Here is a 24615-nt window from a genome sequence, read left to right as displayed (position 1 = left end):
CCCGCAGGCTCAGCGCAGCCGGTCGCGCACGTAGTCCCGCCACAGCGCGCCGAACTCGTCGGGCGTGACCGACAGCACGTCGTTCATCGCGCTCTCGACGGCGCCCTCGCGGCGCTCCCGCTCCCCGACCGCTCGGTAGAAGTCCGTCAGCTCGGTCTCGCCCCACCGCTCGGCGATCAGATCGCACGCGAGACGCCCGCCCTCGTACGCGCGCGCCAGTTCGTCCGCCTCCGCGTCGAAGGCGAAGTCCGCGTCCTCGGGGAGTTCGGCGGGCAAGGCGCCCCGGTGCAGGGACCGTTCGAGCTCCGGCGCCGCCTGACCGTCCGTACGGCCGCCGCCCCGGTAGGCGACCCAGTCGGAGAAACCCTCGGACAGCCACATCGGGGTCGCCTCGGACGTGGCGGCGCGCGTCGCCACATGGGTGGTCTCGTGGGTGAGGACGATCCGGCGCCCGAAGTCGCCGAGCACTCCGTACGCGTCGGGGTTGACGATCACGCGGTCCGCCGGAGACGAACCCTTCGGGCCGGTCTCACCGGTCGTGACGGCGGCGATGCCACGGTAGCTGCCCGCCGAGGCGCCCAGCAGCCCGGCCATGGACGTCACCGATTCGGGGACCAGCACCACGACGCGGCCCGACCACTCGCCCGGCCACGCCTCGTCCACGGCGGGCACCGCCTCGTCGGCCGCGGCGGCGATCTCGCGGAGCCGGGCGTTGTCCTGGCCGACGCCGAGGATGAGGCTGCGCCGCCCGTGGACGACCTCGACGGCGCCCTGCTGCCAGAGCTGCCGTACGCCCTTGTCGCCGGGCCGGTCGGCCGTGACGTACCAGCGCCCGTCCCGCCGCGTCAGCTCCAGCGTGCGGGACGAGGTGACGGGCGCGGTGTCGTAGCCCTCCAGCCGGTAGCGCAGGTCGGCCCGCGCGGTCGCGCGGGTGCCGGAGCGATCGACGTCCCGCAGCCGGTACTCCCAGGAGCGCAGGGGCACGTCGACGAGGTTCCGGTACGTCCGGCGCTCGGCGGCGAGCAGTTCACCGGCGGCGGGGTCCACGGCGGCCAGATAGCCGCTCTCGTCGCGGTCGAGCAGGGCGCCGGCCCGGCGGTCGAGGGTGCGCCGGATGTCTCCGGTGGCGGCGTCGGCCGCGGGGGGCGCGGCGCAGCCGGGGGCGACCAGCAGGCACCCGAGCAGCGCGACGACGGCGCCCCGGCGCGCCGTACGTCCACGACCCGCCGTACGCCCACGAGCCGTACGTCCCTGACCTGCCACCCGGTCGATCGTACGTGGCGCCGCGAGACCGATTCCCGACAAGCCGTCGGCACCGCCCGCGGGCCCGTGCCCGGCGCCGCCGCCGGGCACCGATCCGGGACGGACAGCGCGGCGGACCGCCCCGCGGGCGGACGACACCGGTTCGAAGACAGGACCTAGACGCGCGTGACCGACGAGACCGGCATCATGCCGACCGGGTCGTAGCGGACCGAGGCGCCGGGGTAGGGCGCGTGGACCACCTGGCCGTTGCCCATGTACATCCCGATGTGGCTGGCGTCGTCCCGGTAGGCGACCAGGTCGCCGGGTCTCGCCTCGGAGAGCGGCACCTGCCGGCCGGCGTACCGCTGCGCCTGCGAGGTGCGCGGCAGCGCGACCCCGGCCTGGGCGTACGCCCACTGGGTCAGACCCGAACAGTCGAATCCCGAGGGGCCGTTGGCGCCCCACACGTACGGCAGGCCGACGGCCCCGCGCGCCGCTCGTGCGGCGGCCGCCGCGCGGGCCGATGCGGGTGCCTGGCCGCCGAGCGACACCGGGGCGCCGTCGCGCCCCGAGCGCGAGGCCCGGTCGGCGTCCCTCCCGGCGTCGGGCAGCGAGTTCAGCAGCCGCCGCGCCTCGGCCAGCTTGGCCTCGACGGTGCGCTTGTGCCGCGCGACGGCGGCCCGGCTGCGCTCCAGCGCGGCGAGGTCCTCGGTGGCCTCCTGGCGCTGCCGGCCGAGCTTGCGCTGGACCTGCCCGATCTCGCGCAGCGCCTGGGCCTGACGGTCGCTCACCCGGTCGAGGGCCTCGGCCCGGCCGAGATAGCTGTCCGGGTCGGAGGAGAGCAGCAGCGCGAGCGCCGGGTCGACGCCGCCGGAGCGGTACTGGGCGCCCGCGATCGAACCGAGCGCGCCGCGCATACGGTTGACCCGTTCCTGGCCCCGCGCGGTGCTGTCGCGCAGCCGGTCCACCCGTGCGCGCAGCACGTCGGCGCGCTCGTCCGCCTCGTTGTACCGCTCGGTGGCCTTCTCGGCCTCCTCGAACAGCCGGTCGACGGTCGCCCGGGTCGACTCGGCCCTGTCCCTCGGGTCCGCGCCCGCCGGCGCCGTCCCGAGGGTGGCCGCCGCCGTGACCGCGGCGGCGGAGAGGACTGTGACCCGGGTGCCGCGGCTGTGGCCGGGGTGTGGGGAACGACGGTGGGACACCACAGGAAGCCGCACTTCCTTCCGCTGGACGCAACCACGCAGCCCCTGCCGCCCGACGGGCGGAACCATGGCCGGGAGCTGCGGCGCAGCAGAGAGTAACCGCGCGGACACGGAGTGACCAAAGACCGCGCCGGGCACACACAGTGATGCCCCGCCGGAGATCACAGGTCACCGGCGGGGCGTGCGTCAGCGGGAGTAGCCGGAGTTCGCCCGAACGGGCGGTCGCGGCCGTCTCCGTGAGAGGTTTCCGCGCGCTCGCGCGCGTCGGTGCGGCGGACGGGTCAGACGCGGACGCCGAACTGGAAGCTGCCGGCCCACTCCATCGCCTCGTACCGCACCACGGTGCCCGGCTTGGGCGCGTGGATGACCTGGCCGTTGCCGACGTACAGCGCGACATGGCTCAGTCCGCTGAAGAAGACCAGGTCGCCCGGGGCGAGTTCGCCGCGGCCGATCTTCACGCCGTCGTTGACCTGCGTGTAGGTGGTCCGGGTGAGGCTCACACCGGCCTGCGCGTAGGCCCACTGGGTCAGCCCGGAGCAGTCGTAGGAGTTGGGGCCCTCGGCGCCGGAGATGTACGGCTTGCCCAGCTGGGTCTTGGCGGCGGCCAGCGCGGCGGCGGCACGGCCCGAAGAGGCCGCCTCGTTGCCGAGGTTGGCGCGCTCGTTGCCACGGGCCGCGCGCTGCGCGTCCTCCTCCTGCAACTTGGCGCGCTCCCGGGCGGTGAGCGTGTTGAGGAGCTTGTTCGCCTCGTTGAGCTTGGTCTGGACGGCCTTCTTCTTCTTCGCCAGCTCCGTGCGCGTATCGGCGAGGTCCTTCAGCTTGAGGGACGCCTCCTTGCGCTGCTGAGCGAGGGTCCGCTGCTTGGCCTGGATCTTCTCCAGGGCGCCGACCTGCTTGGTGCCCATCTGGTCGAGCACGGACGCCTTGTCCAGATAGTCGTCCGGGTCGGAGGAGAGGAAGAGCTGGAGCGAGGGGTCGATGCCACCGGAGCGGTACTGGGCGCTGGCCATCGAACCGAGGCCGGCACGCAGCTCGTTGAGCTCGTCCTGGCCGCGGGCGACCTTGTCCTGGATCGCCTCGACCTGCTTCTCGAGCTTCTTCTCCTTCTCCTCGGCGCCGCTGTGCTTCTCGGTCGCCGCCTCCGCCTCGTGGTAGAGCTTGTCGACCTTCTCCTTGACGTCTTCCTTGGAAGGCTTGGGGTCGGCCTGTGCGGCCTGGGACGTCAGGGCGACAGCGGCGGCTGCGGTCGCGGAGAGCACGGTCACGCGGGCGCGGCTCGGCTGCTTGGGACGACGGTGGGACGCCACGAAGGCGGTCTCCTTCTTCCTCAGAGCCGCCTACCGGGTACTGGGGAGCGTGTCCCCGGCTCCGTGCGTCAGCTTCCCGGCGGGCCGGGAATCCGGTGGGACCGGACTGAACTACACGAATTCGGCGGTTCCTTCGCCGCCACCCCGGATGGGTGATCAACCGCGCGAAGGTTCGAGGCCTGACCCTAGTGACCTTCTTGTGATCAGTTCAAATCCTGAAGGAAAAAAATTTCACCGCGGAGTGGTTTCTTCACATACATCGCACTGACAGTGACGAACAATTGACACTGTGATGTGACATTGGATGAGCAAATGCCGCATTGAGCACAGGAGTTACTAGGCGCGCGAAAGCCGCTTCAGCAGCAAGGCGGACGCCACGGGTCTCGCGCCGGCCCGGGCCACCCCGTCGGCGACCTCCCGGTCGGTGGAGACGACCACCACGGGACGTCCCGGGGGCTCCGCACGTACGAGCTGGCGGATCAGTTCGTCCGCCGTCACGCCCGGTTTGGAGAACAGCACGCGTACCCCGCGCGGCGGCGCGAGCAGTACGGGGGCGGCGAGTTCGGCCCCGTCGAAGACACACGTCATCTCGGCGCCCGTCTGCGCCGCGAGCATCGCGAGCCCGCCGAGCAGCCGCAGCCGCTGCTTCTCCAGCGGCATCGTCGGATAGCCGGTCTTGGTGACGTTGTAGCCGTCCACGACCAGATGCGCCTGCGGCAGCGCCAGCAACTGGTCGAGCAGCGCGGGATCCATGTCCGACAGCGCGCGGGCCGCGACGTCCTTGGGAGACATCCGGCCGGGCTCCACGGCGTCCACCAGATCGGCGGGGTGCGACGCGGCCGGCGGCAGTGCCAGCTCGCGCCGCAGTCCCTGCGCCGACTCCAGGACGGTGTCGAGCAGCAGCCGCAGCCGCATGTCCTCCACCGAGCGCCCCTCCCGGGCGGCCCGGCGGCTGGACTCCACCGCCGACTCCGCCTCCGTGAGCCGCGCCCTGAGCCGCCGTGTCTCGCTCTCCGCCGCGGACACCTGCGCCGCGGCCTCCGCGCGGACCGTCTCGATCTCGGCCGCCGTACGCCGCAGGGCGGCCTCGCCGCGCTTCACGTCGCTCAGGGCACCGCGCAGCTTGCGCCGCGCGGACTCGGCCTCCCTGCGGGCCGCGTCCAGCTCCGTACGGAGGCGCTCCGTCTCGGCCTTCGTCGTGGCGCGCGCCTGCGCCAGCTCCTCGCGCAACCGCTCCAGCTCGCGGCGGTTCTCCTCGTCGACGCGTTCGGCGTCGGCGCGCTGGACCTCCTCGCCCGCGGCGGCCACCAGCTTCACCCAGCCGACGGGACGCAGGACGTACGCGGCGGCGGCCACGTCCATGGGGTCGGCGGCCGGGGGCGGCGAGCCCGACTCCACCGCCGCGGCCAGTTCGGGATCCGCCTGGGCGAACCGCTCGCCGATCCGCTGCCGGAAGATCGCGTCGCTCTCCAGGGCGGCCGCCATCGCGTTGCCCGCGAACCGGGCCCGTCTGTTGGGGGTGAAACGCGCGTACTGTCGTAGCTGGGCGGGCAGTTCGGTGACGGTCAGCCCGCCGAAGGCGTCCGAGACCAGCGCCACGACCCGGCGCCGGACTCCCTCGGGCAGCGGCCTGTCGAGCGCCTCGGCGTCGCCGCCGGCCGCGTCGGCCGGCTCAGCGCCACTTGCGGGCTGCTCCACGATCCGTCACCCCACTACCCTTTCGGGCGGCTCCCTCAGGAACCGGCGCCCGGCCTGTCAACCAGTTCGATCTGATCCACCGCGTTGCACCAGCGGCAGCGGACGGACTCGATGGTCTCACTGACCACGTCGCGCTCCTCGATCTTCGGCTCCCCGGCCAGGTCCAGATGGACGTACTCCACCACCTTGGAGGACCGCGTGACATCGAACCGGGTGAGATTGCCGCACAGCGTGCAGCGCCACCGGGTGGCATCGGTCGGCAAGGGAACCGTCGTCATCGTGCCGTCCTCTTTCGTCGAGGGCTGATGTCGTGCTGTCGAGCCTGCCGCGCCGTTCCCCGGTGCGGCGCCGGAGCGGGGAGGACGCGCCCGTAACCCTACGGCCTCCCGCGTATCCCATGTCGCGGCGAGGCGGTCCGTACCTGTCTGTCCGCGTACGGGATGATCCTTGGATGATCAATTGGCGCGCGGCGGCCGGTGCGCCGGTCGTGACCTACGGTCTGATCGGCCTCTGCGCTCTGGCCTTCCTGACCAGCCCGCTCTCCGGGTTCAACGCCGCCTACGGGACGGGCGACGCCCTGCTCTCCGCGCAGAGCGCGTACTTCGAGCGCTGGGGCGTGATCCCCCACGAGCTGATGAGCGGCGGCTCCCACGCGCTCCTCACCCCTCTCACCGCACTCTTCGTCCACGGGAGCTGGCTCCATCTGCTGGGGAACCTGCTCTTCCTCTACGTCTTCGGGGCGATGGCCGAGGAGCGGATGGGACGGGTGCGGTTCACCCTCTTCTATCTCGTCTGCGGCTATCTCGCCCTGCTCGCCTACGCGGCGGCGAACGCGGACTCCGACCAGACCCTGGTGGGGGCGTCGGGCGCGATCTCCGGTGTGCTCGGCGCCTTCCTCTGTCTTCTTCCCACCGCGCGCGTCACCAGCCTCTTTCCGTTCCTTTTCTTCCTGCCGCTGCGCTTCCCCGCCTGGATCGTCCTGATCTTCTGGTTCGCCCTCCAGTGGCTGGCGGCCCGGAACGCCGAGCCGGGCCCCGGCGTCGCCTATCTGGCGCATCTGGTGGGCTTCGCGCTCGGCTTCGTCGCCGCGTGGGTGCTCTTCCGCCGGACGGCTAGAGTGAAGTTCCGTTCCGCGGCCACCGAGGGAGAACGTCAACCGTGATCACCGCGATCGTGCTCATCAAGACCAGCGTCGACCGGATCCCCGAGATCGCCGAGTCGATCGCGGCGCTGGAGAGCGTCAGCGAGGTCTTCTCCGTCACCGGTACCTACGACCTGATCGCCATGGTCCGCGTCGCCAGGCACGACGATCTGGCGGACGTCATCCCCGGCAGCATCAGCAAGATCCCCGGCGTCGAGGCCACGGACACGCACGTCGCGTTCCGTACGTATTCCCAGCACGACCTGGAAGCCGCCTTCGCGATCGGCCTCGACGCGTGAGCGACGGGCCTGCCCGCGGGCAGGCCCGGTCCACGTCTCAGCCGCGGTCGGGGACGCAACGGCCGTCCTCGGTACGGTAGTTCCAGCGGGCCCCGTCCCGGACCAGCTCCCTGACCGCGCCGACGAACCGCTCCACGTGCTCGTCCGGGGTACCGGCGCCGAAGCTGACCCGGATCGCGTTGAGCGACCTCTCACCGGGAGCGGCGTCCGGCGCCCCGCACTCCCCCGGGTCCCCCGCGTCGCCTCCCAGCAGTGTCCGGACGAGCGGGTGGGCGCAGAACAGCCCGTCCCGTACACCGATGCCGTACTCCGCCGAGAGCGCGGCGGCGAAGTGCGAGCTGTTCCAGCCGTCGACGACGAAGGAGATCACCCCCACCCGGGGGGCGTCGGCACCGAAGAGTGAGAGCACCCGCACCTCGGGCACCTCGTCGAGACCCTCGCGCACCCGCGCGACCAGCGCCTGCTCACGCTCGACGAGCCGGTCGAAACCCGCCTCGGTGAGCGCCTTGCAGGCCGAGGCGATCGCGTACACACCGATGACGTTCGGCGATCCGGCCTCGTGCCGGGCCGCGGTGGTGTGCCACTCGACGTCCACGCCGCCGTCGGCGCGGCGCGCGACCTTTCGGCTGGCGCCACCGCCGGCGAGATACGGCTCGGACTCCCGCAGCCAGTCGGCGCGGCCCGCGAGGACACCGGAGCCGAACGGCGCGTAGAGCTTGTGCCCGGAGAAGGCCACCCAGTCCACGTCCAGCGCGGCGATGTCGACGGGGTGGTGCGGGGCGAGCTGCGCGGCGTCCAGGACGATGCGCGCGCCGTGGGCGTGCGCGGTGGCGGCCAGTTCGGCCACGGGCCACAGCTCGCCGGTCACGTTGGACGCGCCCGTGACGCACACCAGCGCGGGACCCTTCGGGTCGCGGCCGGCGAGGGCGCGCTCCAGGGTGGCGACGGCCCCGGCCGGGGTGCGGGGCGCGTCGAGACAGCTGACGCGGGCCTCGCGCCAGGGCAGCAGCGAGGCGTGGTGCTCGGTCTCGAAGACGAACACCTCGCAGCCGGCGGGCAGCGCCGCGGCGAGCAGGTTGAGCGAGTCGGTGGTGGACCGGGTGAAGACGACCTGGTCGTCCTCGCGGCAGCCGAGGAAGTCGGCGACGGTGCGGCGGCTGTTCTCGAAGAGGTCGGTGGAGAGCTGCGACAGGTATCCGGCGCCGCGGTGGACGCTGCCGTAGTACGGGGCGTAGGCGGCGACGTCGTCCCAGACGCGGCGCAGGGCGGGGGCGCTGGCCGCGTAGTCGAGGGCGGCGTAGGTGACCTCACCGCCGGTGACCAGGGGGACGGTGACGTCACATCCGAGTACGGGCAGCGGGCGGGCGGTGCCGGTGCGGTCGAGGGCGTCGGTGGGTACGGACATGGCGGTATCTCCCGGCAGGACGAGGCGGAAACGGCATCAGGACCCGGCGGGCGGAGGCGGCGGCGTGACGGCGGAGGCCGTGACGGCGTACGGGTTCGCCCGGGGTGTGGGACTCACTGAAGAGGGCTCGGGCCCTGTGCCCGGCGCGGAACGCACCGGGAGCGGGCCGAAGGCCCTATCGCATTCGCTTGCTCACGAGACTGCTCCCTTGAGGACCAGGACCCCAGGGATGACGACATCCAACGATGTCCAGGGGTCCGCGCTTGCCGCGGACCTCGCTGCCCACGGCCTGGTCTTCACCCGGGGCACCCCGCCACGGACGGAGGGTTGCCGGACAGCGGGCCGGGGCCGTGGTCGCTGTCACTCATGACCTGGGGCGAGACTACCCCACGGACACGCACCGGCCCAGACGGCGTCCGCGATACGGGATGCCGTCCGGGCGGGGTTCGCGGCCGGACCGCTCCCACCGGGCCCGTCCGGCCCGCCGGTTCGCCCCCGATCGCCGGACGGGCCGCATCCGCGGCCCGCCCGGCGCGGCCCACGGGCCGTCAGGCGTTGCTCGCCGACACCCACCGTTCCAGCGTCGCGTTCGCCGCGCCGGAGTCGACCGCGCGCGCCGCCCGTGCGATGCCCGCCGCGAGTTGGTCGTTCAGCGTGCCGTCGCCCGGCTCCAGCGCCACCAGCGCCGCCGCCGCGTTCAGCAGGACCGCGTCCCGTACGGGGCCGGTCTCGCCGGCCAGCAGACGGCGCGCGACGTCCGCGTTGTACGAGGCGTCCGCACCGCGCAGCGCCTCGATCGGGACCAGCTCCAGACCGATGTCCCTCGGGTCGAAGGTCTCCTCGGTGACCCGGCCGTCCCGCACCACCCATACGTGTGAAGTAGCCGTCGTCGTCAGCTCGTCCAGACCGTCGTCGCCGCGGAAGACGAGCGAGGAGTTGCCCCGCTCCGCGAGCACACCGGCCACGATCGGCGCCATCCGGCTGTCCGCCACACCCACCGCCTGGCAGCGGACCCGCGCCGGATTGGTCAGCGGGCCGAGGATGTTGAACGTGGTCTGCGCGCCCAGCTCCTTGCGGGCCTTCGCCGCGTAACGCAGCGCCGGGTGGAACTTCACCGCGAAGCAGAAGGTGATGCCCGCCTCCTCGACGACCTCCACGACCCGCTGCGGCGTCAGCTCCAGATTGACGCCGAGCTTCTCCAGCACGTCGGAGGCACCGCTCGCGGAGGAGGCGGCGCGGCTGCCGTGCTTGACGACCTTGCCGCCCGCACCGGCCACCACGATCGCCGCCATCGTGGAGATGTTGACGGTCTTCGCCATGTCTCCGCCGGTACCGACGACATCGACGGTGGCGCCGGGCACCTCGATGGTGTTGGCGTACTCGTACATGGCACGCACCAGACCCGAGACCTCCTCCACGGTCTCGCCCTTGGCGCGCAGCGCGACGGCGAAGCCCGCGATCTGGGCGTCGGTGGCCTCGCCGCTCATGATGCGGTCCATGGCCCAGGCCGTGTCGACGGCGTCGAGGTCCTGGCCGCGCAGCAGCGGGTTCAGTACCCCCGGCCAGGAACGCGCCGCCAGCGTGTCGCCTCCGGCCGGTGTTACAGCGCTGCTCATGATCGCTCCTGGGGTCTGTGGACGGGCGCACCGCCGTGCTGCCCGTGCTGCCAGGCGTCAGCCTATCCGCGCCGCCCGCGATCCAAGACCCGCCGCCCGTAGTACGGACACCGTGGCTGACGGCGGGTGGTCGGCCCGGCCCACCCCCGTACGCGCGCCCACGCACGAGGGCCCCGGGGGGGGGGGGGGGGGGGGGGGGGGGGGGGGGGGGGGGGGGGGGGGGGGGTGGGTGGGGGGGGGGGGGGGGGGGGGGGGGTGGGTCTTACCCCCCCCCCCCCCCCCCCCCCCCCCCCCCCCCCCCCCCCCCCCCCCCCCCCCCACCACCCCCCCCCCCCCCCCCCCCCGGGACCCCCCCCCCCCCCGGGGCCCTGGACGTACGGTCGTGCTCGATCAGTGGTGGCCGTGGCCGCTCGTGATCTCCTTGTACTCCTCGGCCGTCGGCTTGGGGATCTGGCTTCCCTCGCCGTAGTAGCCCTTGTTGAGCTTGACCCGCAGCTTCTCCGCCGGGGACGTCTTGCGCTCGACACCGTTCTCGTCGACAGTCGGCCCGATCTCGGCCGGCTTGTACTGCTCGTGAGCGGTGAGGGTGTGCAGGTCGCCCTGGTTCAGCGGCTCGTGGATCTCCACGAACTCACCGTGCGGCAGCCGCTTGATGATGCCGGACTCGCGTCCGTGCAGCACCTTCTCGGCGTCGCGGCGCTGGAGTCCCAGACAGATCCGCTTGGTGATCACGAACGCGACGACCGGGCCGACGAAGAACGCGATCCTGATGAACCAGGTGATCGTGTTGATCGACAGGTGGAAGTGGGTGGCCCAGATGTCGTTCCCGCCACCGATGAGCAGGATGAAGTACAGGGTCAGCCACGCCACACCGAAGGCGGTCCGGGTCGGCGCGTTGCGCGGCCGGTCCAGGATGTGGTGCTCGCGCTTGTCACCGGTGATCCACGACTCGATGAACGGGTAGACCGCGAGGGCCACCAGTACCAGCGGGAAGATCATCAGCGGGATGAACACACCCAGGGCGAGCGTGTGGCCCCAGAAGTTCAGCTCCCAGCCCGGCATCACGCGGATCAGGCCCTCGGAGAAGCCCAGGTACCAGTCCGGCTGTGCGCCGGTGGAGACCAGGTCCGGGCGGTACGGGCCGATGGCCCACACCGGGTTGATCGTGGCGATGGCCGAGATGATCGTGATGACACCGAAGACCAGGAAGAAGAACCCGCCGGCCTTGGCCATGTAGATCGGCATGAACGGCGCGCCGACCACGTTGTTGTTGGTCTTGCCGGGGCCCGCGAACTGCGTGTGCTTGTGGTAGAAGACCAGGATCAGGTGCGCCACCACGAGCCCGAGCAGGATGCCCGGGAGAATCAGGATGTGGATGGAGTAGAACCGCGCCACGATGTCGTGGCCGGGGAACTCGCCGCCGAACAGGAACATCGAGATGTACGTGCCCACGATCGGCGTGGCCAGGATCGCGCCCTGCGCGAAGCGGACACCGGTGCCCGACAGCAGGTCGTCCGGGAGCGAGTAACCGGTGAGTCCGGTGAAGAGCGACAGGAAGAACAGCAGGAAGCCGAACACCCAGTTGATCTCACGCGGCTTGCGGAACGCGCCCGTGAAGAACACGCGCATCATGTGCACGAACATCGCGGCCACGAAGATCAGCGCGGCCCAGTGGTGGATCTGCCGGATCAGCAGACCGCCGCGGACGTCGAAGCTGATGTCCAGCGTCGAGGCGTACGCCTCGGTCATCCGGACACCCTGCATCGGTACGTAACTGCCCTCGTACACGATCTCGTTCATGCTCGGGTGGAAGAACAGCGTCAGATACACACCCGTGAGGATGATGACGACGAAGCTCCACAGGGCGACCTCGCCCAGCATGAACGACCAGTGGTCCGGAAAGACCTTGCGCAGCATGCCCTTGGCCGCGCCGTAGATCCCGAGGCGGCCGTCGGCCCAGTCGGCGACCCGTTCTCCCGCGGGTGCCTTGCGGTTCTTTTCTTCAGACGCAGTACTCATCCGCGCTCCCAGAAGGACGGACCGACGGGCTCGTCGAAATCGCCGAGCGCGTAGAGGTAACCCTCACCGTTCACACCGATCCGCAGCTGCGGAAGGGCGTGACCGGCCGGGCCGAAGATGACGCGGGCGCCGTCGGAGAGGTCGAAGGTGGACTGGTGGCACGGGCAGAGCACGTGGTGCGTCTGCTGCTCATACAGGCTGATGGGACAGCCGACATGGGTGCAGATCTTGGAGTACGCGACGATGCCGTCGTGCGACCACTCGAGTTCGCGCTTGTCCTTGATTTCCTCGGGCTGAATGCGAACGATCATGAGAGCCGCCTTGGCGATCTCATTGTTGAAGTTCTCATTGTGCTCGTCCAGCCCCTCGGGCTGGGCGAAGGTCAGCGACCCGACGGTGACGTCCTCGGGACGCAGCGGCTCGTGGGTGTTCTGGTTGATGAGCAGCAGGCCCTTCTTCCAGAACGTCTTGCGGAGCTTGTCCTCCGGGAGCGGGCCGAGGTCACGCAGCAGCACCACGCCGGAGAGCGGCACCATGGCCAGCGCGCCGAACATCGTGTTGCGGATGAGCTTGCGGCGCCCGAAGCCGGACTCCGCCGAGCCGATCAGGAAGTCCCTCTTCGCCTGCGCGGCGACCTCGGGAGTCGCCTCGATGGGGTGGCGTTCCTGGACGATCTCCTCGTCGCTCATCAGCGTGCGCGCCCAGTGGATCGCGCCCGCGCCGATGGCGAAGAGGGCGACGCCGAGCGTCATTCCCAGCGAGAAGTTGAGCGCGCTCACATGACCGAACGGCCAGATGTACACGATCTTGTCGACAGGGAAGATCACGAACGAGGCGATGAAGCCGACCGTGGCCAGCATCGACAGCGTGAAGAGGAAGGCCACCGCGCGCTCGGACCGCTTGGCGGCCCGCTCGTCGATGTCCTGGATGCGCGGCCGGTGGGCCGGCAGTCCGGGGTCGGCGAAGGGGTTCTCCGCGCGCTCGACCTCGCCGTGTCCCGGCACCTGCTCACTCGGCAGGTTCTCGTCTGAATTCCGGTTGCTACTCATGACTTCTTGGCCTTAGCGGTGTGCGCCGCGACCCAGACGGCAGTTGCGATCAGTGCGCCCAGACCGACGATCCAGGAGAACAGGCCCTCACTGACGGGCCCGATACCACCGAGCTTCAGACCGCCGGGATTCGAGGACTCGTCACCGTTCACCGCATCGACGTACGCGATGATGTCCCGCTTCTGCTGCTCGGGCATCGTCGAGTCGGGGAACGAGGGCATGTTCTGCGGACCGGTCAGCATTGCCTCGTACAGGTGCTTGGGGGATACCCCTTCGAGCCCCGGCGCATACTTGCCGTTCGTGAGAGCACCGCCCTCACCGCCGAAGTTGTGGCACTGGGCGCAGTTGGAGCGGAACAGTTCACCGCCGTTGGCGGAGTCCGCGCCTTCCGGGTTGTACTGCTTGGCGGTCGGGACCGAGGGCCCGGGGCCGAGCGAGGCGACGTACGCCGCGAGCTGGTCGATCTCCTTCTGGTCGTAGATGACCTTCTTCTTCGGGACCTGCGGGCCGGGCTGCTGCGCCGGCATCCGGCCGGTGCCGACCTGGAAGTCCACGGCGGCGGCGCCGACGCCGGTCAGCGACGGGCCGTCGGACGTGCCCTGACCGCCGACGCCGTGGCAGCTGGCGCAGCCCACGGCGTACAGCTTCTTGCCCTCGTCGATGGCGAGGGACTGGGCGGTGTCGTCTGCCTGTGCCTCGCCCGCGGGCGCGAACGCGGCGTACAGCCCCCCGGTGGCCGCCAGCGCGAGGAGTAGGACGACGACCGCCGCCAACGGATGGCGTCGTCGTGCGGAGAGCTTTTTCACGGATTACCCCGGTGTCAGGATCTTCTGCGTCGGTGCTTCTGGACTGTGCGCGAGCGCTTCGGGCGCGTGGCCCGCTACTTGATCAGATAGATCGTGGCGAAGAGGCCGATCCAGACGACATCGACGAAGTGCCAGTAATAGGACACGACGATGGCGGCGGTTGCCTGCTCGTGGGTGAACCTCTTGGCCGCGTACGTTCTGCCGAGAACCAGCAGGAAGGCGATGAGACCGCCTGTCACGTGCAGACCATGGAAGCCGGTGGTCAGGTAGAACGCGGAGCCGTACGCGTCGGACGAGAGCGAGAGGCCCTCGTGCTTCACGAGCTCCGTGTACTCGAAGATCTGGCCACCGATGAAGACCGCACCCATCACGAACGTGATCACGAACCACGAGCGGAGCTTCTTCACGTCGCCCCGCTCCGCGGCGAAGACGCCGAGCTGGCAGGTGAGTGAGGAGAGCACCAGGATCGTGGTGTTCACCGCGGAGAACGGGATGTTCAGCGAATCGGCCTTCTCCGACCAGAACGCATCCCCTGTCACCGACCGCAGGGTGAAGTACATCGCGAAGAGGGCCGCGAAGAACATCAGCTCGGAGCTCAACCAGATGATCGTTCCGACACTGGTGAGGTTCGGCCGATTGACCGTCGGGTGCGCGTGCCCGGTTTCTACTGTCGTTGCTGTCGCCACGACCGACATTATGTCGGTCGCTTATCCCGCCCTCACTCCCGGGGGTCCCATTCGGAGTGTCAGCCGCTTCGGACGGGACTCGGGGAAGGACCGAACGGCCCATCGCGGGAGGACCGGGACCCGTGCTGACATGGTGTGCGACGGAGTAGCATCCGCGCAGCGGGCTCTCGGCGCCCCGGGCCGGTCCACACGGCGGGCCCCGGACTCCGAAGCCCTCGCAGACGCGGATGTGCGGATGTCACGACGGATGTCACGGAGGAACAATGCAGCCGACTGCCACGGTCCTGATCTACAGCGACGACGCGAACACCCGCGAGCAGGTGCGGACGGCCGCGGGGCGCAGGCCGGCCGCCGATCTGCCACCGGTCGAGTACATCGAGTGCGCGACGATGCACGCCGTGCTGAAGCAACTCGACCGGGGCGGCGTCGACGCCTGTGTGTTCGACGGTGAGGCGACGCCCATCGGCGGCATGGGCCTGTGCCGGCAGATCAAGGACGAGATCTTCAACTCCCCGCCCGTGCTGCTGCTGATGGGCCGCCCGCAGGACGCCTGGCTGGCGACCTGGAGCCGCGCGGAGTCCGCCGTGACGCTGCCGGTGGACCCGGTGGGCTTCCCCGACGCCCTGGCGGCGCTGCTGCGCACCAGGCTCGCCGTGGGGGCCTGACAGGCTCCACCCCGGCGGGGGCCGGTCACCCGGCCCCCGCGGCGTGTTCCTCAGACGTGCGGGCGCAGCCGGGCGGCCTCGACAGGGCCGGTGCCGTCCCCGGCCCCGGTGCCGCCGGTCAGCGCGCTTCCCTGGCGCCACTTGGCCCAGTCCACGTTCCAGTCGCCGAATCCGTTGCCGAACGGGTCCATGTCGTCGCCGCCGCTGTTGACGACCTTGACGATGTCGCCCTGGCGGACGGCGTCGAAGAACCACTCGGCGTTCTCGGTCGACATGCCGACACAGCCGTGGCTGACGTTCGCCGACCCCTGTGAGCCGACGGACCACGGCGCGGCGTGCACGTACTCACCGCTCCAGGTGACCCGCGTCGCCCAGTAGACGGGCAGGTCGTACGACTCGCTGCTGCCGGCCGCGATACCGACGCTGGTACCGCGCATCCGTACGAACTGTTGCTTCTCCAGCACGACCTTGACGCCGTTGCGGGTGGAGAAGCCCGGCTTGCCGGTGGTCACGGGGATCGTCTTGATCACCTCGCCGTTGCGCATGACCGTCATGTGGTGCGTGCCGGCGTCGGCGACGGCTTCGAGGCGGTCGCCCGTGGTGATCTTGAGAGGCTTCACCGGGCCGCCGTACAGCTTGTTGTCGACCTTGATCCCGTCGAGGGTGCTGGTGACGCTGACGGTCGCGTTCGCGGGCCAGTACTCCTTGGGCCGGAAGTGCAGCTTCTTGTCGTCGACCCAGTACCAGGCACCCTCGGCGGCGGGGCTGGAGCGGACCTTGAGGCCGCGTTCGACGACGGCCCTGGCCTCCCGGTCCTTGACGGGTGCGCTCAGCTCCGCGGTGATGGGCTGGCCGACGCCGTACTTGCCCGCCTCCGGGCCGAACTTGACGTTCAGGTTGCGTTGCACCGAGGACGTCTCGAAGTCGAACGTACGGCTGCCTGGAGCGCCGTCCTCGTCCTCCGTGGAGACCTTGACGGTGTAGCGCGCGCCGGCGGCCAGGGGGGCCGTGGAGTGCCAGCGGGCGCCGTCCGCGGCCAGTTCACCCGCGAGGTGGTGGCCGGCCTTGTCGGTGACGGTCACATCGGTGATCCGTCCGTCGCCGCCCTTGGCGACGACTTCCAGCGGCTTGTCGGGGTTCGCCTTGGCGTCCCCCTTGGGCGCGTTGAGGGAGACCTGGTCGGCTGCGTCGTAGGGCTTGCCGGACAGCGGGTGGCGATCCGTATCGCCACAGCCGGTCGCCACGGCCCCCACGGACAGGACCAGCAGCGTGCAGCCGAGAACGGTGCGATAGCGCGGCGTGTGGTTCATAAGCACACGTTAAGAAGAATGTCCGGTTACGGCGCGCTGTGTGACTGCAAACGAGGGGCCCGGATCCTCCTCACGGGTGAGGGGGATCCGGGCCCTTGGTCTCGCGTCACGGCAGGTCGAGGCCGTTGTGCCTACTGGTTCTGGTTCTCACCCGTGTAGTACTCGAAGACCCAGCCCCACAGGCCGACCAGGATGATCGGGAGCGAGAAGAACAGCAGCCACCAGCCGATGGCGACGGAGAGGAACGCGAGCGCTCCGCCGATGGCCAGGGAGAGCGGCTGCCAGCTGTGCGGGGAGAAGAACCCGACCTCGCCGGCCTCGTCCGCGACGTCGGCCTCCTTGTTGTCCTGGGCCATCGCGTCGACCCGCCGGGCCGTGAAGGCCAGGTAGAAGCCGATCATGAGGCTCAGGCCGAAGGCCAGGAAGAGTGCCGTGGTGCCGACCGGCTCCTTCGACCAGACGCCGTAGACACCGGCGACGACGAGGATGAAGAGGCTCAGCCAGAGGAACATCCAGCCTTGGACCTTCACTTGCCGACCTCCTTGCCACCGAGCAGAGCGGCGTCCTTCTGTCCGTCGTTCTCAAGGTGTTCGAGCGCCGCGATCTCCGGGTGGTGCAGGTCGAACGCCGGGGATTCGGAGCGGATGCGCGGCAGCGTGGTGAAGTTGTGCCGCGGGGGCGGGCAGGAAGTCGCCCATTCGAGTGAACGGCCGTAGCCCCACGGGTCGTCCACCTCGACCTTCTTCCCGTACTTGGCGGTCTTCCAGACGTTGTAGAAGAACGGCAGGACCGACAGACCGAGCACGAACGAGCTGATGGTGGAGATGGTGTTCAGCGCGGTGAACCCGTCGGCGGCCAGGTAGTCCGCGTAACGGCGCGGCATGCCCTCGGCGCCCAGCCAGTGCTGGACCAGGAACGTGCCGTGGAAGCCGATGAACAGGGTCCAGAAGGTGATCTTCCCGAGCCGTTCGTCGAGCATCTTGCCCGTCATCTTCGGCCACCAGAAGTGGAAGCCGGCGAACATCGCGAACACGACCGTGCCGAAGACGACGTAGTGGAAGTGCGCGACGACGAAGTACGAGTCGGAGACGTGGAAGTCCATCGGCGGCGAGGCCAGGATGACGCCCGTCAGACCGCCGAAGGTGAAGGTGACCAGGAAGCCGATGGTCCAGAGCATGGGTGTCTCGAAGGACAGTGAGCCCTTCCACATCGTGCCGATCCAGTTGAAGAACTTCACACCGGTCGGCACCGCGATCAGGAAGGTCATGAACGAGAAGAACGGTAGGAGTACGCCGCCCGTCACATACATGTGGTGCGCCCACACCGTCACCGAGAGGCCGGCGATGGCGATCGTCGCCGCGACCAGGCCGATGTATCCGAACATCGGCTTCCGGCTGAACACCGGGATGATCTCGGAGACGATGCCGAAGAACGGCAGGGCGATGATGTACACCTCCGGATGCCCGAAGAACCAGAACAGGTGCTGCCAGAGCAACGCGCCGCCGTTGGCGGCGTCGAAGATGTGCGCACCGAACTTCCGGTCGGCCTCCAGCGCGAAGAGCGCGGCGGCCAGCACCGGGAAGGCGAGCAGGACCAGCACACCGGTCAGCAGCACGTTCCAGCAGAAGATCGGCATCCGGAACATCGTCATGCCGGGCGCGCGCATGCAGATGATCGTGGTGATGAAGTTGACCGAACCGAGGATCGTGCCGAAGCCGGAGAAGGCGAGGCCCATGATCCACAGGTCGGCGCCGATGCCCGGCGAACGGACCGCGTCCGACAGCGGGGAGTACGCGAACCAGCCGAAGTCGGCCGCGCCCTGCGGGGTGATGAAACCGGCCACCGCGATGAGCGAGCCGAACAGGTAGAGCCAGTAGGCGAACATGTTCAGCCGCGGGAACGCCACGTCGGGCGCGCCGATCTGGAGCGGCATGATCCAGTTCGCGAAACCGGCGAACAGCGGCGTCGCGAACATCAGCAGCATGATCGTGCCGTGCATCGTGAACGCCTGGTTGAACTGCTCGTTCGACATGATCTGCGTGCCGGGACGGGCCAGCTCGGCGCGCATGAAGAGCGCGAGCACACCACCGATGCAGAAGAAGACGAACGACGTGACCAGATAGAGCGTGCCGATCGTCTTGTGATCGGTGGTGGTCAGCCACTTGACGACGACAGCGCCGGGCTGCTTGCGCCGTACCGGCAGCTCGTTCTCGTACGAGTCGTCAGCTGCTGCGGCGGCACCCTTGGGTTCGTTGAGGATGCTCACAGTTGTTTCTTCTCCGCATTCCTGGCCGGGTCCGTCAGTCCGATGCCCGACGGGATGTAGCCGGTCTGCCCCTTCTCGGCCAGCTCCTTCAGGTGCTGCTGGTAGCGCTCCGGGGAGACGACCTTGACGTTGAAGAGCATCCGGGAGTGGTCCACGCCGCAGAGTTCGGCGCACTTGCCCATGAAGGTGCCCTCCTGGTTGGGAGTCACCTCGAAGGCGTTGGTGTGCCCCGGAATGACGTCCTGCTTCATCAGGAACGGCACGACCCAGAAGGAGTGGATGACGTCACGCGAGGTCAGGACGAACCGGACCTTCTCGCCCTTCGGCAGCCACAGGGTCGGACCCGGGTTGCCGTTCTGGGGGTTGCGCGTGCCCGGGATTCCGGCGTCGTAGACGCCTTCGGCGCCGGCCGGGAAGTCGTCCTGGAACTTCTGCGGGATGTCACCGAGCTCCTTGGGAACCTCGGTGCCCGTGGAGGCGTCGCCGTCCACGTTCTCCACGTAGTTGAAGCCCCAGCTCCACTGATAGCCGACCACGTTGACCGTGTGGGTGGGCTTGTCGGCGAGAGACAGGAGCTTCGACTCGTCACGCGCGGTGAAGTAGAAGAGCACCGAGACGATGATGAGCGGGACGACCGTGTACAGCGCCTCGATGGGCATGTTGTAACGGGTCTGTGGAGGTACCTCCACCTTGGTGCGGCTGCGCCGGTGGAAGATGACGCTCCACAGGATCAGCCCCCACACCAGGATGCCCGTGACGAGCGCTGCCGCCCACGAGCCCTGCCAGAGAGAGAGGATTCTGGGGGCCTCCTCGGTCACCGGAGTGGGCATTCCGAGGCGGGGGAAATCCTTGTACGTGCAACCGGAGGCGGTCGCGAGGATCAGGCCCGCAGTCAGCACCTGCGGCAGCTTCCGCCGCATCGGGCGCCGCGACGAGCGGTCGGAGCCGTTGGGACTCACGTAGCGCCTTCCCGAGAGTCTCGCCCGCACAGCCGGCTGCGGCCGTCACGGTCGGTCGCCGGCCCGACGCGGGCAGGGGTTTGGATGTTTATGCGGACCAAACCCTACTGGACGCAATTCGGGGTCGCGCATGGAGGGTGCCCAACGCGCCGCCCGGGGGCCCGAAGGGGCGGAGGGGCCGGGTCCGGGGCCCTTCTGACGGTCCTTCCGGAAGCCGTCGCCGCCCCCGGACCGCGCAAGGCATAGCGTGGTGGCGTGGCCTACTTCGACTCCGCGTCCTCCGCACCGCTGCACCCCGTCGCACACGAGGCCCTGCGCGCGGCCCTGGACGAGGGCTGGGCCGATCCCGCCAGGCTGTACCGGGAGGGACGGCGGGCCAGGCTGCTGCTGGACGCCGCGCGCGAGGCCGCGGCGGAGGCCGTGGAGTGCCGACCCGACGAGTTGGTATTCACTCCTTCGGGGACGTACGCGGTGCACTCCGGGGTGGCCGGATCGCTCGCGGGACGCCGGCGTGTCGGCGCCCATGTGGTGGTCTCGGCCGTCGAGCACTCGTCGGTGCTCCACGCCGCCCGCACGCGGGTCACGGATGGGGACGACCCGGCGGTGACGGAGGTCCCGGTGGACCGGACGGGGGCGGTGTCCCCGTCGGCGTACGCGGCGGCCCTGCGCCCCGGCACGGCGCTCGCCTGCCTCCAGTCGGCCAACCACGAGGTCGGCACCGTGCAGCCGGTCGGGGAGGTCGCCGAGGCGTGCCGGGCGGCCGGGGTGCCGCTGCTGGTGGACGCCGCGCAGTCGCTGGGATGGGGTCCGGTGGACGGGGCGTGGTCATTGCTGACCGCGAGCGCGCACAAATGGGGCGGGCCCGCCGGGGTGGGGCTGCTCGCCGTGCGCAAGGGGGTGCGGTTCGCCCCCCAGGGTCCGTCGGACGAGCGGGAGTCGGGGCGCGTACCCGGATTCGAGAACCTGCCGGCGATCGTCGCCGCCGCCGCGTCGCTGCGGGCGGTGCGGTCCGAGGCCGAGCGGGAGGCGGCCCGGCTGCGGGTGCTGGTGGACCGGATCCGGGCACGGGTGCCCCGGTCGGTGCCCGACGTCGAGGTGGTGGGTGATCCGGTGCGCAGGCTCCCGCACCTCGTCACCTTCTCCTGTCTCTATGTCGACGGGGAGACACTGCTGCACGAACTGGACCGGGCGGAGTTCTCCGTCTCGTCGGGTTCGTCCTGCACGAGCGGCACACTGACCCCCAGCCATGTGCTGCGGGCGATGGGGGTGCTCTCGGAGGGCAATGTCAGGGTGTCGCTGCCCCGGGGGACGGCCGAGGCCGATGTGGAGCGGTTCCTGGAGGTGCTGCCGGGGGTGGTCGCGGGCGTACGGGAGCGGCTGGGCGTTCCGGCGGCGCCGGAGGCCGGTGACGGGCGGGCACCGGGCGCCGCGGCGTCGGTGGTCGTGGACGCGCTCGGCAAGCTGTGCCCGGTCCCGGTGATCGAGCTGGCCAAGGTGATCGGGGACGTGCCGGTGGGGGGCACGGTGACGGTCCTGTCCGACGACGAGGCCGCCCGGCTGGACATCCCGGCCTGGTGCGAGATGCGCGGACACGAGTACGGCGGCCGGGAGGGCACCGCGTTCCTCGTGCGCCGCCTCGTCTGACCGCCGGCCGTACGCGCACTCCCTCTCTCCCTCTCTCCCGCTCCCCGCTCATCCGTTCCCGTCATGTCCGGCGTATGTCTCCGTGCGCCCGCGTGTCTCCGCGCGCCCGCGCGTGTCTCAGGTCTTCCGGTAGGCGACGCGCAGGGCCATGGCGCCGAGTTGGTCGCGCCAGACCTGGTCCATGGGGGCGGCGTCGAGTGCCGCGCGGCCACGCGCGACGAGTTCGTCGATGTGCTTCTCCACGTCGTCCGGGACGCCCGTCGCGACGAGCAGGTCGCGCAGTTCGTCCGCGTCGTGTCCGGGAGTGGTGACCAGGTCGCGGACCCGCTCGTCACGCTGCATGGCCCAGCCGAGCAGCAGCGTCATCTTGTGCTGGGAGAAGTCGAGTCCGGCGGGCTTGCCCGTCTCGGTGGGGTCCCCGAACGCGCCCAGCAGGTCGTCGCGGAGCTGGAACGCCTCGCCGAGCGCGCCCCCGTACTCCTCGAAGGCCTCGGCGAGTCCGGTGGCCCCCGCGAGGGTGGCGCCGACGACGAGGGGCCGGTGAATGGTGTAGCGGCCGGACTTGGCGAGCGCGATCCAGCGGGAGAGTTCCGGGTCGACGGAGAATTCGGCCGCCGACGCGACGTCCATGTACTGACCGATGATCAGCTCCGCGCGCAGTTCGCTCCAGACGGGGACGAGCGCGGGAGGCGCCTCGGCCATCAGCCGGTCGGAGTAGATGAGCGCCAGGTCGCCGGCGAGTATGGCCACGCTCTCGCCGAATCGGCGGGCCTCGCCCTGCCAGGCGCGCTCCCTGTGCTCGGCCGAGTGCTTCATATGGACGGTGGGCGCGCCGCGACGCTGTCCGGACGCGTCCATGACGTCGTCGTGGATGAGCGCGCAGGCGTGCAGCATCTCCAGCGCGGCGGCGGCCGGTACGACTCCGGGCGCGTCCGGGGCACCGCCCGCCGCGAGGTATCCCATGACGCAGAAGGCGGGGCGCAGCCGCTTGCCGCCGGAGTCGATCAGGTCGGCCACGGCCTCGACGGGGACCGGGGCGCGCTTGTCGACGGCCGTCCAGATCTCGTTCTCGGCCGTGAGGAAGTCGCGCAGGCGGTGCTCCACCCGCTCCAGCAGGTGGCGCGTGGTGCGGCGCGCGGAGTCCGCCGTCAGCACGCCGTTGTCGGACCGGGCGGTCACTTCGGTGGTCACACGTGTCTCCTGGGGCTCAATCGGAATTTCTAATTCCATGGCAAAATCTTCCTTGAGAAAAACTTGAATTACGGTCCAGTAATCCAGCACCTCAAGATGGACGTACCGCCACACACTTTCACCAACAGGTCACAACTCCCCCGCGCGGCAAAGCCGTTGACAAGCCCAACCGCCCATGGAAGGATCGTGGCCCTATTGTCCCGAGTTCGTTATCGGGTCAACGCGGAACCGGGGGGTCTGCATGGAAACAAAGTCTGCCGAAATATCTGAGGCAGCATCCAAAACATCCCGAACAACCGTCCTCCGCGGATTACTTCGACTTTCGAAGATCCGCGTTTTCCAGCACTATTTCGGTCTCGCTCTCGCATGGCTGCTGCTCAGCCCGGAAGCGCTGCGACGACCGGGTGCCACGACCGCGATGCTCCTCTTCCTGCTGGGCTCGGTCGCCATCGTCGCGTGTGCGTGCGCCAGTGACGACATTGCGGGATTCAGGAATGGCAGCGACCTGATGAACTACCAGTCGGACGAGCAGCTCCGCGACATTCGCGCCAAGCCGCTGCTGACCGGCGCCGTCACCGAGAGGCAGGCTCTCGCCTTCGCCGTCGGATCAGGATTCCTGGCCTTGCTGGCCGGGGCGGCGGCATTCTGGGCGCTCGACTGGCACGCTCCCTTCAGCGCCTATGCGCTCTATCTTCTGGGATTCGTGTTCAGCGTCCAGTACTCGGTCGGCCTGAAGGTGAGTTACCGGCGCGGCGGCGGCGAGACGCTGCTCTGCCTGTCGACCGCCGCGGGGCTGCTCGCGCCCTTTCTCGCGGTGAACCGCGACTGGACGTGGCCGGCCGTCGCACAGGCCCTGCTGCTCGGCCTCTGGCTGGTCATGGTCAGCAGCTACTCCAACGTCAACGACGTGGCCGGCGACCGGATGGCGGGCCGGCGCACCTTGGCCGTGACCACGGGCAGAGCCGTCCAGAACGCGGCCATGGCCACGTTCTTCCTGCTCTCCACCGGTCTGCTCACCGCGCTCGCGACGACCGCCGGATGGCCGGGGTGGCTGCTCCTCACCGCGCTCCCCGCCACCGCCCTGCACGCGGCGCAGCTCTATCACGGGCCGGTCAGAGGCCAGTGGCTCCGGGCCAGGAAGCTCGGACTCATCGCGTACAACCTCGGGTTCGCCGGCATCGCCGTACCGACGTTCTTCGCCCTTCACCGGTAGCGGTGGAGGGCGGTGATCCAGAACACCACGGCGAATTCGGTTCATTCACATGGGGGAAAGAAAATGACCGGACCACTGTGCGAGCGAAACCATATGGTGGAGATGAAGTCGATGAAAGGGCTCCGGCTTTGCGCACCCTGTCTACGACAGACGGAAAGAAATCTCACCAGCCTTCCCGCGCTGCACGAGGAATGCGTCGACCATGTTTTCGGGGGTCCCCGGAACCCGGCACGGCAACGAGTGGCGGGAAGCCGGGAAGTGGCCCCCCTCAATGATTCGGCCATCGAGACACGCAGCAATATCTCCGGTGTGCTCACCGCATGGTCGAGCAGTGTCGCCGACGACAGAGGAACACCCGCACCCGGCACCTCGGTTAAAAGTCTGACGGACTTTCTCCTCAGCCATCTGCACTGGCTCGCCACATCCACCGAGGCCGTGGTCTTCGCGGACGAGATCGAGAATCTGACGACGCAGGCGCGGCGGACGATCGATCCGGCGCCTGAGGCCCGGCTCATCACGCTGGGCCGGTGCGTCGAACCCGGCTGCGCGGAAATCATCACCGCCGCGGCGCCGGGCCAGCGAATCTCGGATTCCCGCGGCGTCAGCTGCGCCGCCGGGCATTCCTGGGAGGTTCACGAATGGTTCCTCCTCCAGAGCCGTATCGAGCGGAAGAAGGGGGTCAGCGCGTGACCAGGCCGCCGCGCCACCGGCGCGTTCCGACGAAAGTGGCCGCGCTCGCCGTGGGTGTTCCGGAAGCGACGATCCGGCAGTGGGTACGCCGGGGGAAGCTCACCCGCTACGGCACCCCCGGCCGGGCCGAGTTCGACATCGCGGAGCTCACCGTGATCGCCAAGGGGCCGGACCGCTGAGCACCGCGGAGCCGGGCCACCCCTCCTG

The 24615-nt window shown here is 69.9% G+C and carries 23 protein-coding genes and 1 riboswitch; of the genes, 7 read left to right on the top strand and 16 right to left on the bottom strand.

All coding sequences use genetic code 11. The features are described from left to right. Positions 1–9 precede the first annotated feature (9 nt). The 5 genes from ACZ61E_RS08090 to ACZ61E_RS08070 all read right to left on the bottom strand — a co-directional run bounded on the left by ACZ61E_RS08090 (position 10) and on the right by ACZ61E_RS08070 (position 5727). Positions 10–1263: a hypothetical protein gene (locus tag ACZ61E_RS08090; RefSeq protein WP_469698586.1), complete on the bottom strand. Its 1254-nt coding sequence runs from the start codon at positions 1261–1263 to the stop codon at positions 10–12. Between the two features lie 155 nt (positions 1264–1418). Next, positions 1419–2447, bottom strand: a complete 1029-nt coding sequence (locus ACZ61E_RS08085) for a C40 family peptidase (RefSeq protein ID WP_469698585.1) — start codon at positions 2445–2447, stop codon at positions 1419–1421. 278 nt (positions 2448–2725) lie between these two features. Continuing rightward, positions 2726–3751, bottom strand: coding sequence for a C40 family peptidase (locus ACZ61E_RS08080; RefSeq protein WP_469698583.1), 1026 nt, complete (start codon positions 3749–3751; stop codon positions 2726–2728). Positions 3752–4087: 336 nt separating this feature from the next. After that, a complete protein-coding gene (locus ACZ61E_RS08075) occupies positions 4088–5449 on the bottom strand; it encodes an NYN domain-containing protein (RefSeq protein WP_469698581.1) in 1362 nt (453 codons plus the stop codon). Positions 5450–5484: 35 nt separating this feature from the next. Beyond that, positions 5485–5727 carry a hypothetical protein gene (locus ACZ61E_RS08070; protein ID WP_469698580.1) on the bottom strand — a complete coding sequence of 81 codons (243 nt, stop codon included), beginning with the start codon at positions 5725–5727 and terminating at the stop codon, positions 5485–5487. 173 nt (positions 5728–5900) lie between these two features. Between ACZ61E_RS08070 and ACZ61E_RS08065 the strand changes: the two genes are divergently transcribed. Both ACZ61E_RS08065 and ACZ61E_RS08060 read left to right on the top strand, forming a co-directional pair. After that, positions 5901–6611: a rhomboid family intramembrane serine protease gene (locus tag ACZ61E_RS08065; RefSeq protein WP_469698578.1), complete on the top strand. Its 711-nt coding sequence runs from the start codon at positions 5901–5903 to the stop codon at positions 6609–6611. Beyond that, entirely contained in the window at positions 6608–6889 is a 282-nt protein-coding gene (locus ACZ61E_RS08060) for an Lrp/AsnC family transcriptional regulator (protein ID WP_242570311.1), read from the top strand. Before ACZ61E_RS08065 ends, ACZ61E_RS08060 begins: the two co-directional genes overlap by 4 nt. Positions 6890–6926: 37 nt before the next feature. Here the strand turns inward: ACZ61E_RS08060 and ACZ61E_RS08055 are convergent, their stop codons facing one another. From ACZ61E_RS08055 to ctaE, 6 genes are all read right to left on the bottom strand, one after another. After that, positions 6927–8294, bottom strand: a complete 1368-nt coding sequence (locus ACZ61E_RS08055) for an aminotransferase class V-fold PLP-dependent enzyme (protein WP_469698576.1) — start codon at positions 8292–8294, stop codon at positions 6927–6929. A gap of 254 nt (positions 8295–8548) precedes the next feature. Further along, a riboswitch (SAM riboswitch) is annotated at positions 8549–8666 on the bottom strand. Between the two features lie 176 nt (positions 8667–8842). Further along, positions 8843–9910, bottom strand: a complete 1068-nt coding sequence (gene trpD, locus ACZ61E_RS08050; protein ID WP_469698574.1) for an anthranilate phosphoribosyltransferase — start codon at positions 9908–9910, stop codon at positions 8843–8845. A gap of 390 nt (positions 9911–10300) precedes the next feature. Then, positions 10301–11929: a cytochrome bc1 complex cytochrome b subunit gene (gene qcrB / locus ACZ61E_RS08045; protein ID WP_469698573.1), complete on the bottom strand. Its 1629-nt coding sequence runs from the start codon at positions 11927–11929 to the stop codon at positions 10301–10303. Further along, the gene (gene qcrA, locus ACZ61E_RS08040; RefSeq protein ID WP_469698571.1) at positions 11926–12978 is read right to left on the bottom strand and encodes a cytochrome bc1 complex Rieske iron-sulfur subunit; all 1053 of its coding nucleotides are present in this window, start codon (positions 12976–12978) and stop codon (positions 11926–11928) included. Before qcrA ends, qcrB begins: the two co-directional genes overlap by 4 nt. Further along, positions 12975–13784 (bottom strand): cytochrome bc1 complex diheme cytochrome c subunit, encoded by an 810-nt coding sequence (gene qcrC, locus ACZ61E_RS08035; protein ID WP_469698569.1) that lies wholly within the window; start codon positions 13782–13784, stop codon positions 12975–12977. The genes qcrA and qcrC overlap by 4 nt, the downstream gene beginning before the upstream one ends. 74 nt (positions 13785–13858) lie before the next feature. Then, positions 13859–14479, bottom strand: a complete 621-nt coding sequence (gene ctaE, locus ACZ61E_RS08030) for an aa3-type cytochrome oxidase subunit III (protein ID WP_031231895.1) — start codon at positions 14477–14479, stop codon at positions 13859–13861. Positions 14480–14733: 254 nt separating this feature from the next. Here ctaE and ACZ61E_RS08025 point away from each other — a divergent pair, with 254 nt between their 5' ends. Continuing rightward, positions 14734–15135 carry a hypothetical protein gene (locus ACZ61E_RS08025; RefSeq protein ID WP_469698567.1) on the top strand — a complete coding sequence of 134 codons (402 nt, stop codon included), beginning with the start codon at positions 14734–14736 and terminating at the stop codon, positions 15133–15135. A 50-nt stretch (positions 15136–15185) separates the two neighbouring features. Here the strand turns inward: ACZ61E_RS08025 and ACZ61E_RS08020 are convergent, their stop codons facing one another. From ACZ61E_RS08020 to ctaC, 4 genes are all read right to left on the bottom strand, one after another. After that, complete coding sequence (locus tag ACZ61E_RS08020) at positions 15186–16445, bottom strand: L,D-transpeptidase (RefSeq protein ID WP_469698565.1); 1260 nt, start codon at positions 16443–16445, stop codon at positions 15186–15188. A 131-nt stretch (positions 16446–16576) separates the two neighbouring features. After that, positions 16577–16975: a cytochrome c oxidase subunit 4 gene (locus tag ACZ61E_RS08015; protein ID WP_469698563.1), complete on the bottom strand. Its 399-nt coding sequence runs from the start codon at positions 16973–16975 to the stop codon at positions 16577–16579. Continuing rightward, a complete protein-coding gene (gene ctaD, locus ACZ61E_RS08010) occupies positions 16972–18711 on the bottom strand; it encodes an aa3-type cytochrome oxidase subunit I (protein ID WP_469698561.1) in 1740 nt (579 codons plus the stop codon). Before ctaD ends, ACZ61E_RS08015 begins: the two co-directional genes overlap by 4 nt. Further along, positions 18708–19670: an aa3-type cytochrome oxidase subunit II gene (gene ctaC / locus ACZ61E_RS08005; protein ID WP_469698559.1), complete on the bottom strand. Its 963-nt coding sequence runs from the start codon at positions 19668–19670 to the stop codon at positions 18708–18710. Before ctaC ends, ctaD begins: the two co-directional genes overlap by 4 nt. A gap of 255 nt (positions 19671–19925) precedes the next feature. Here ctaC and ACZ61E_RS08000 point away from each other — a divergent pair, with 255 nt between their 5' ends. Next, positions 19926–21314: an aminotransferase class V-fold PLP-dependent enzyme gene (locus ACZ61E_RS08000; RefSeq protein ID WP_469698558.1), complete on the top strand. Its 1389-nt coding sequence runs from the start codon at positions 19926–19928 to the stop codon at positions 21312–21314. Positions 21315–21431: 117 nt separating this feature from the next. Here ACZ61E_RS08000 and ACZ61E_RS07995 read toward each other — a convergent pair whose 3' ends face one another. Then, positions 21432–22505: a polyprenyl synthetase family protein gene (locus ACZ61E_RS07995; RefSeq protein ID WP_469698557.1), complete on the bottom strand. Its 1074-nt coding sequence runs from the start codon at positions 22503–22505 to the stop codon at positions 21432–21434. A gap of 175 nt (positions 22506–22680) precedes the next feature. Between ACZ61E_RS07995 and ACZ61E_RS07990 the strand changes: the two genes are divergently transcribed. Genes ACZ61E_RS07990 through ACZ61E_RS07980 form a run of 3 tightly spaced genes read left to right on the top strand, consistent with a single transcriptional unit; the run spans position 22681 to position 24587 of the window. Further along, positions 22681–23718, top strand: coding sequence for a UbiA family prenyltransferase (locus ACZ61E_RS07990; RefSeq protein ID WP_469698555.1), 1038 nt, complete (start codon positions 22681–22683; stop codon positions 23716–23718). A 12-nt stretch (positions 23719–23730) separates the two neighbouring features. Further along, a complete protein-coding gene (locus ACZ61E_RS07985) occupies positions 23731–24408 on the top strand; it encodes a hypothetical protein (RefSeq protein WP_469698554.1) in 678 nt (225 codons plus the stop codon). Continuing rightward, positions 24405–24587 (top strand): hypothetical protein, encoded by a 183-nt coding sequence (locus ACZ61E_RS07980; RefSeq protein ID WP_147872577.1) that lies wholly within the window; start codon positions 24405–24407, stop codon positions 24585–24587. The genes ACZ61E_RS07985 and ACZ61E_RS07980 overlap by 4 nt, the downstream gene beginning before the upstream one ends. Positions 24588–24615: the final 28 nt, after the last annotated feature.

The organism is Streptomyces sp. NPDC104581 (genome assembly GCF_055583685.1).
The sequence above is the reverse complement of the archived record's forward strand: the minus strand, read 5'-3'. Positions and strand labels throughout refer to the sequence as shown.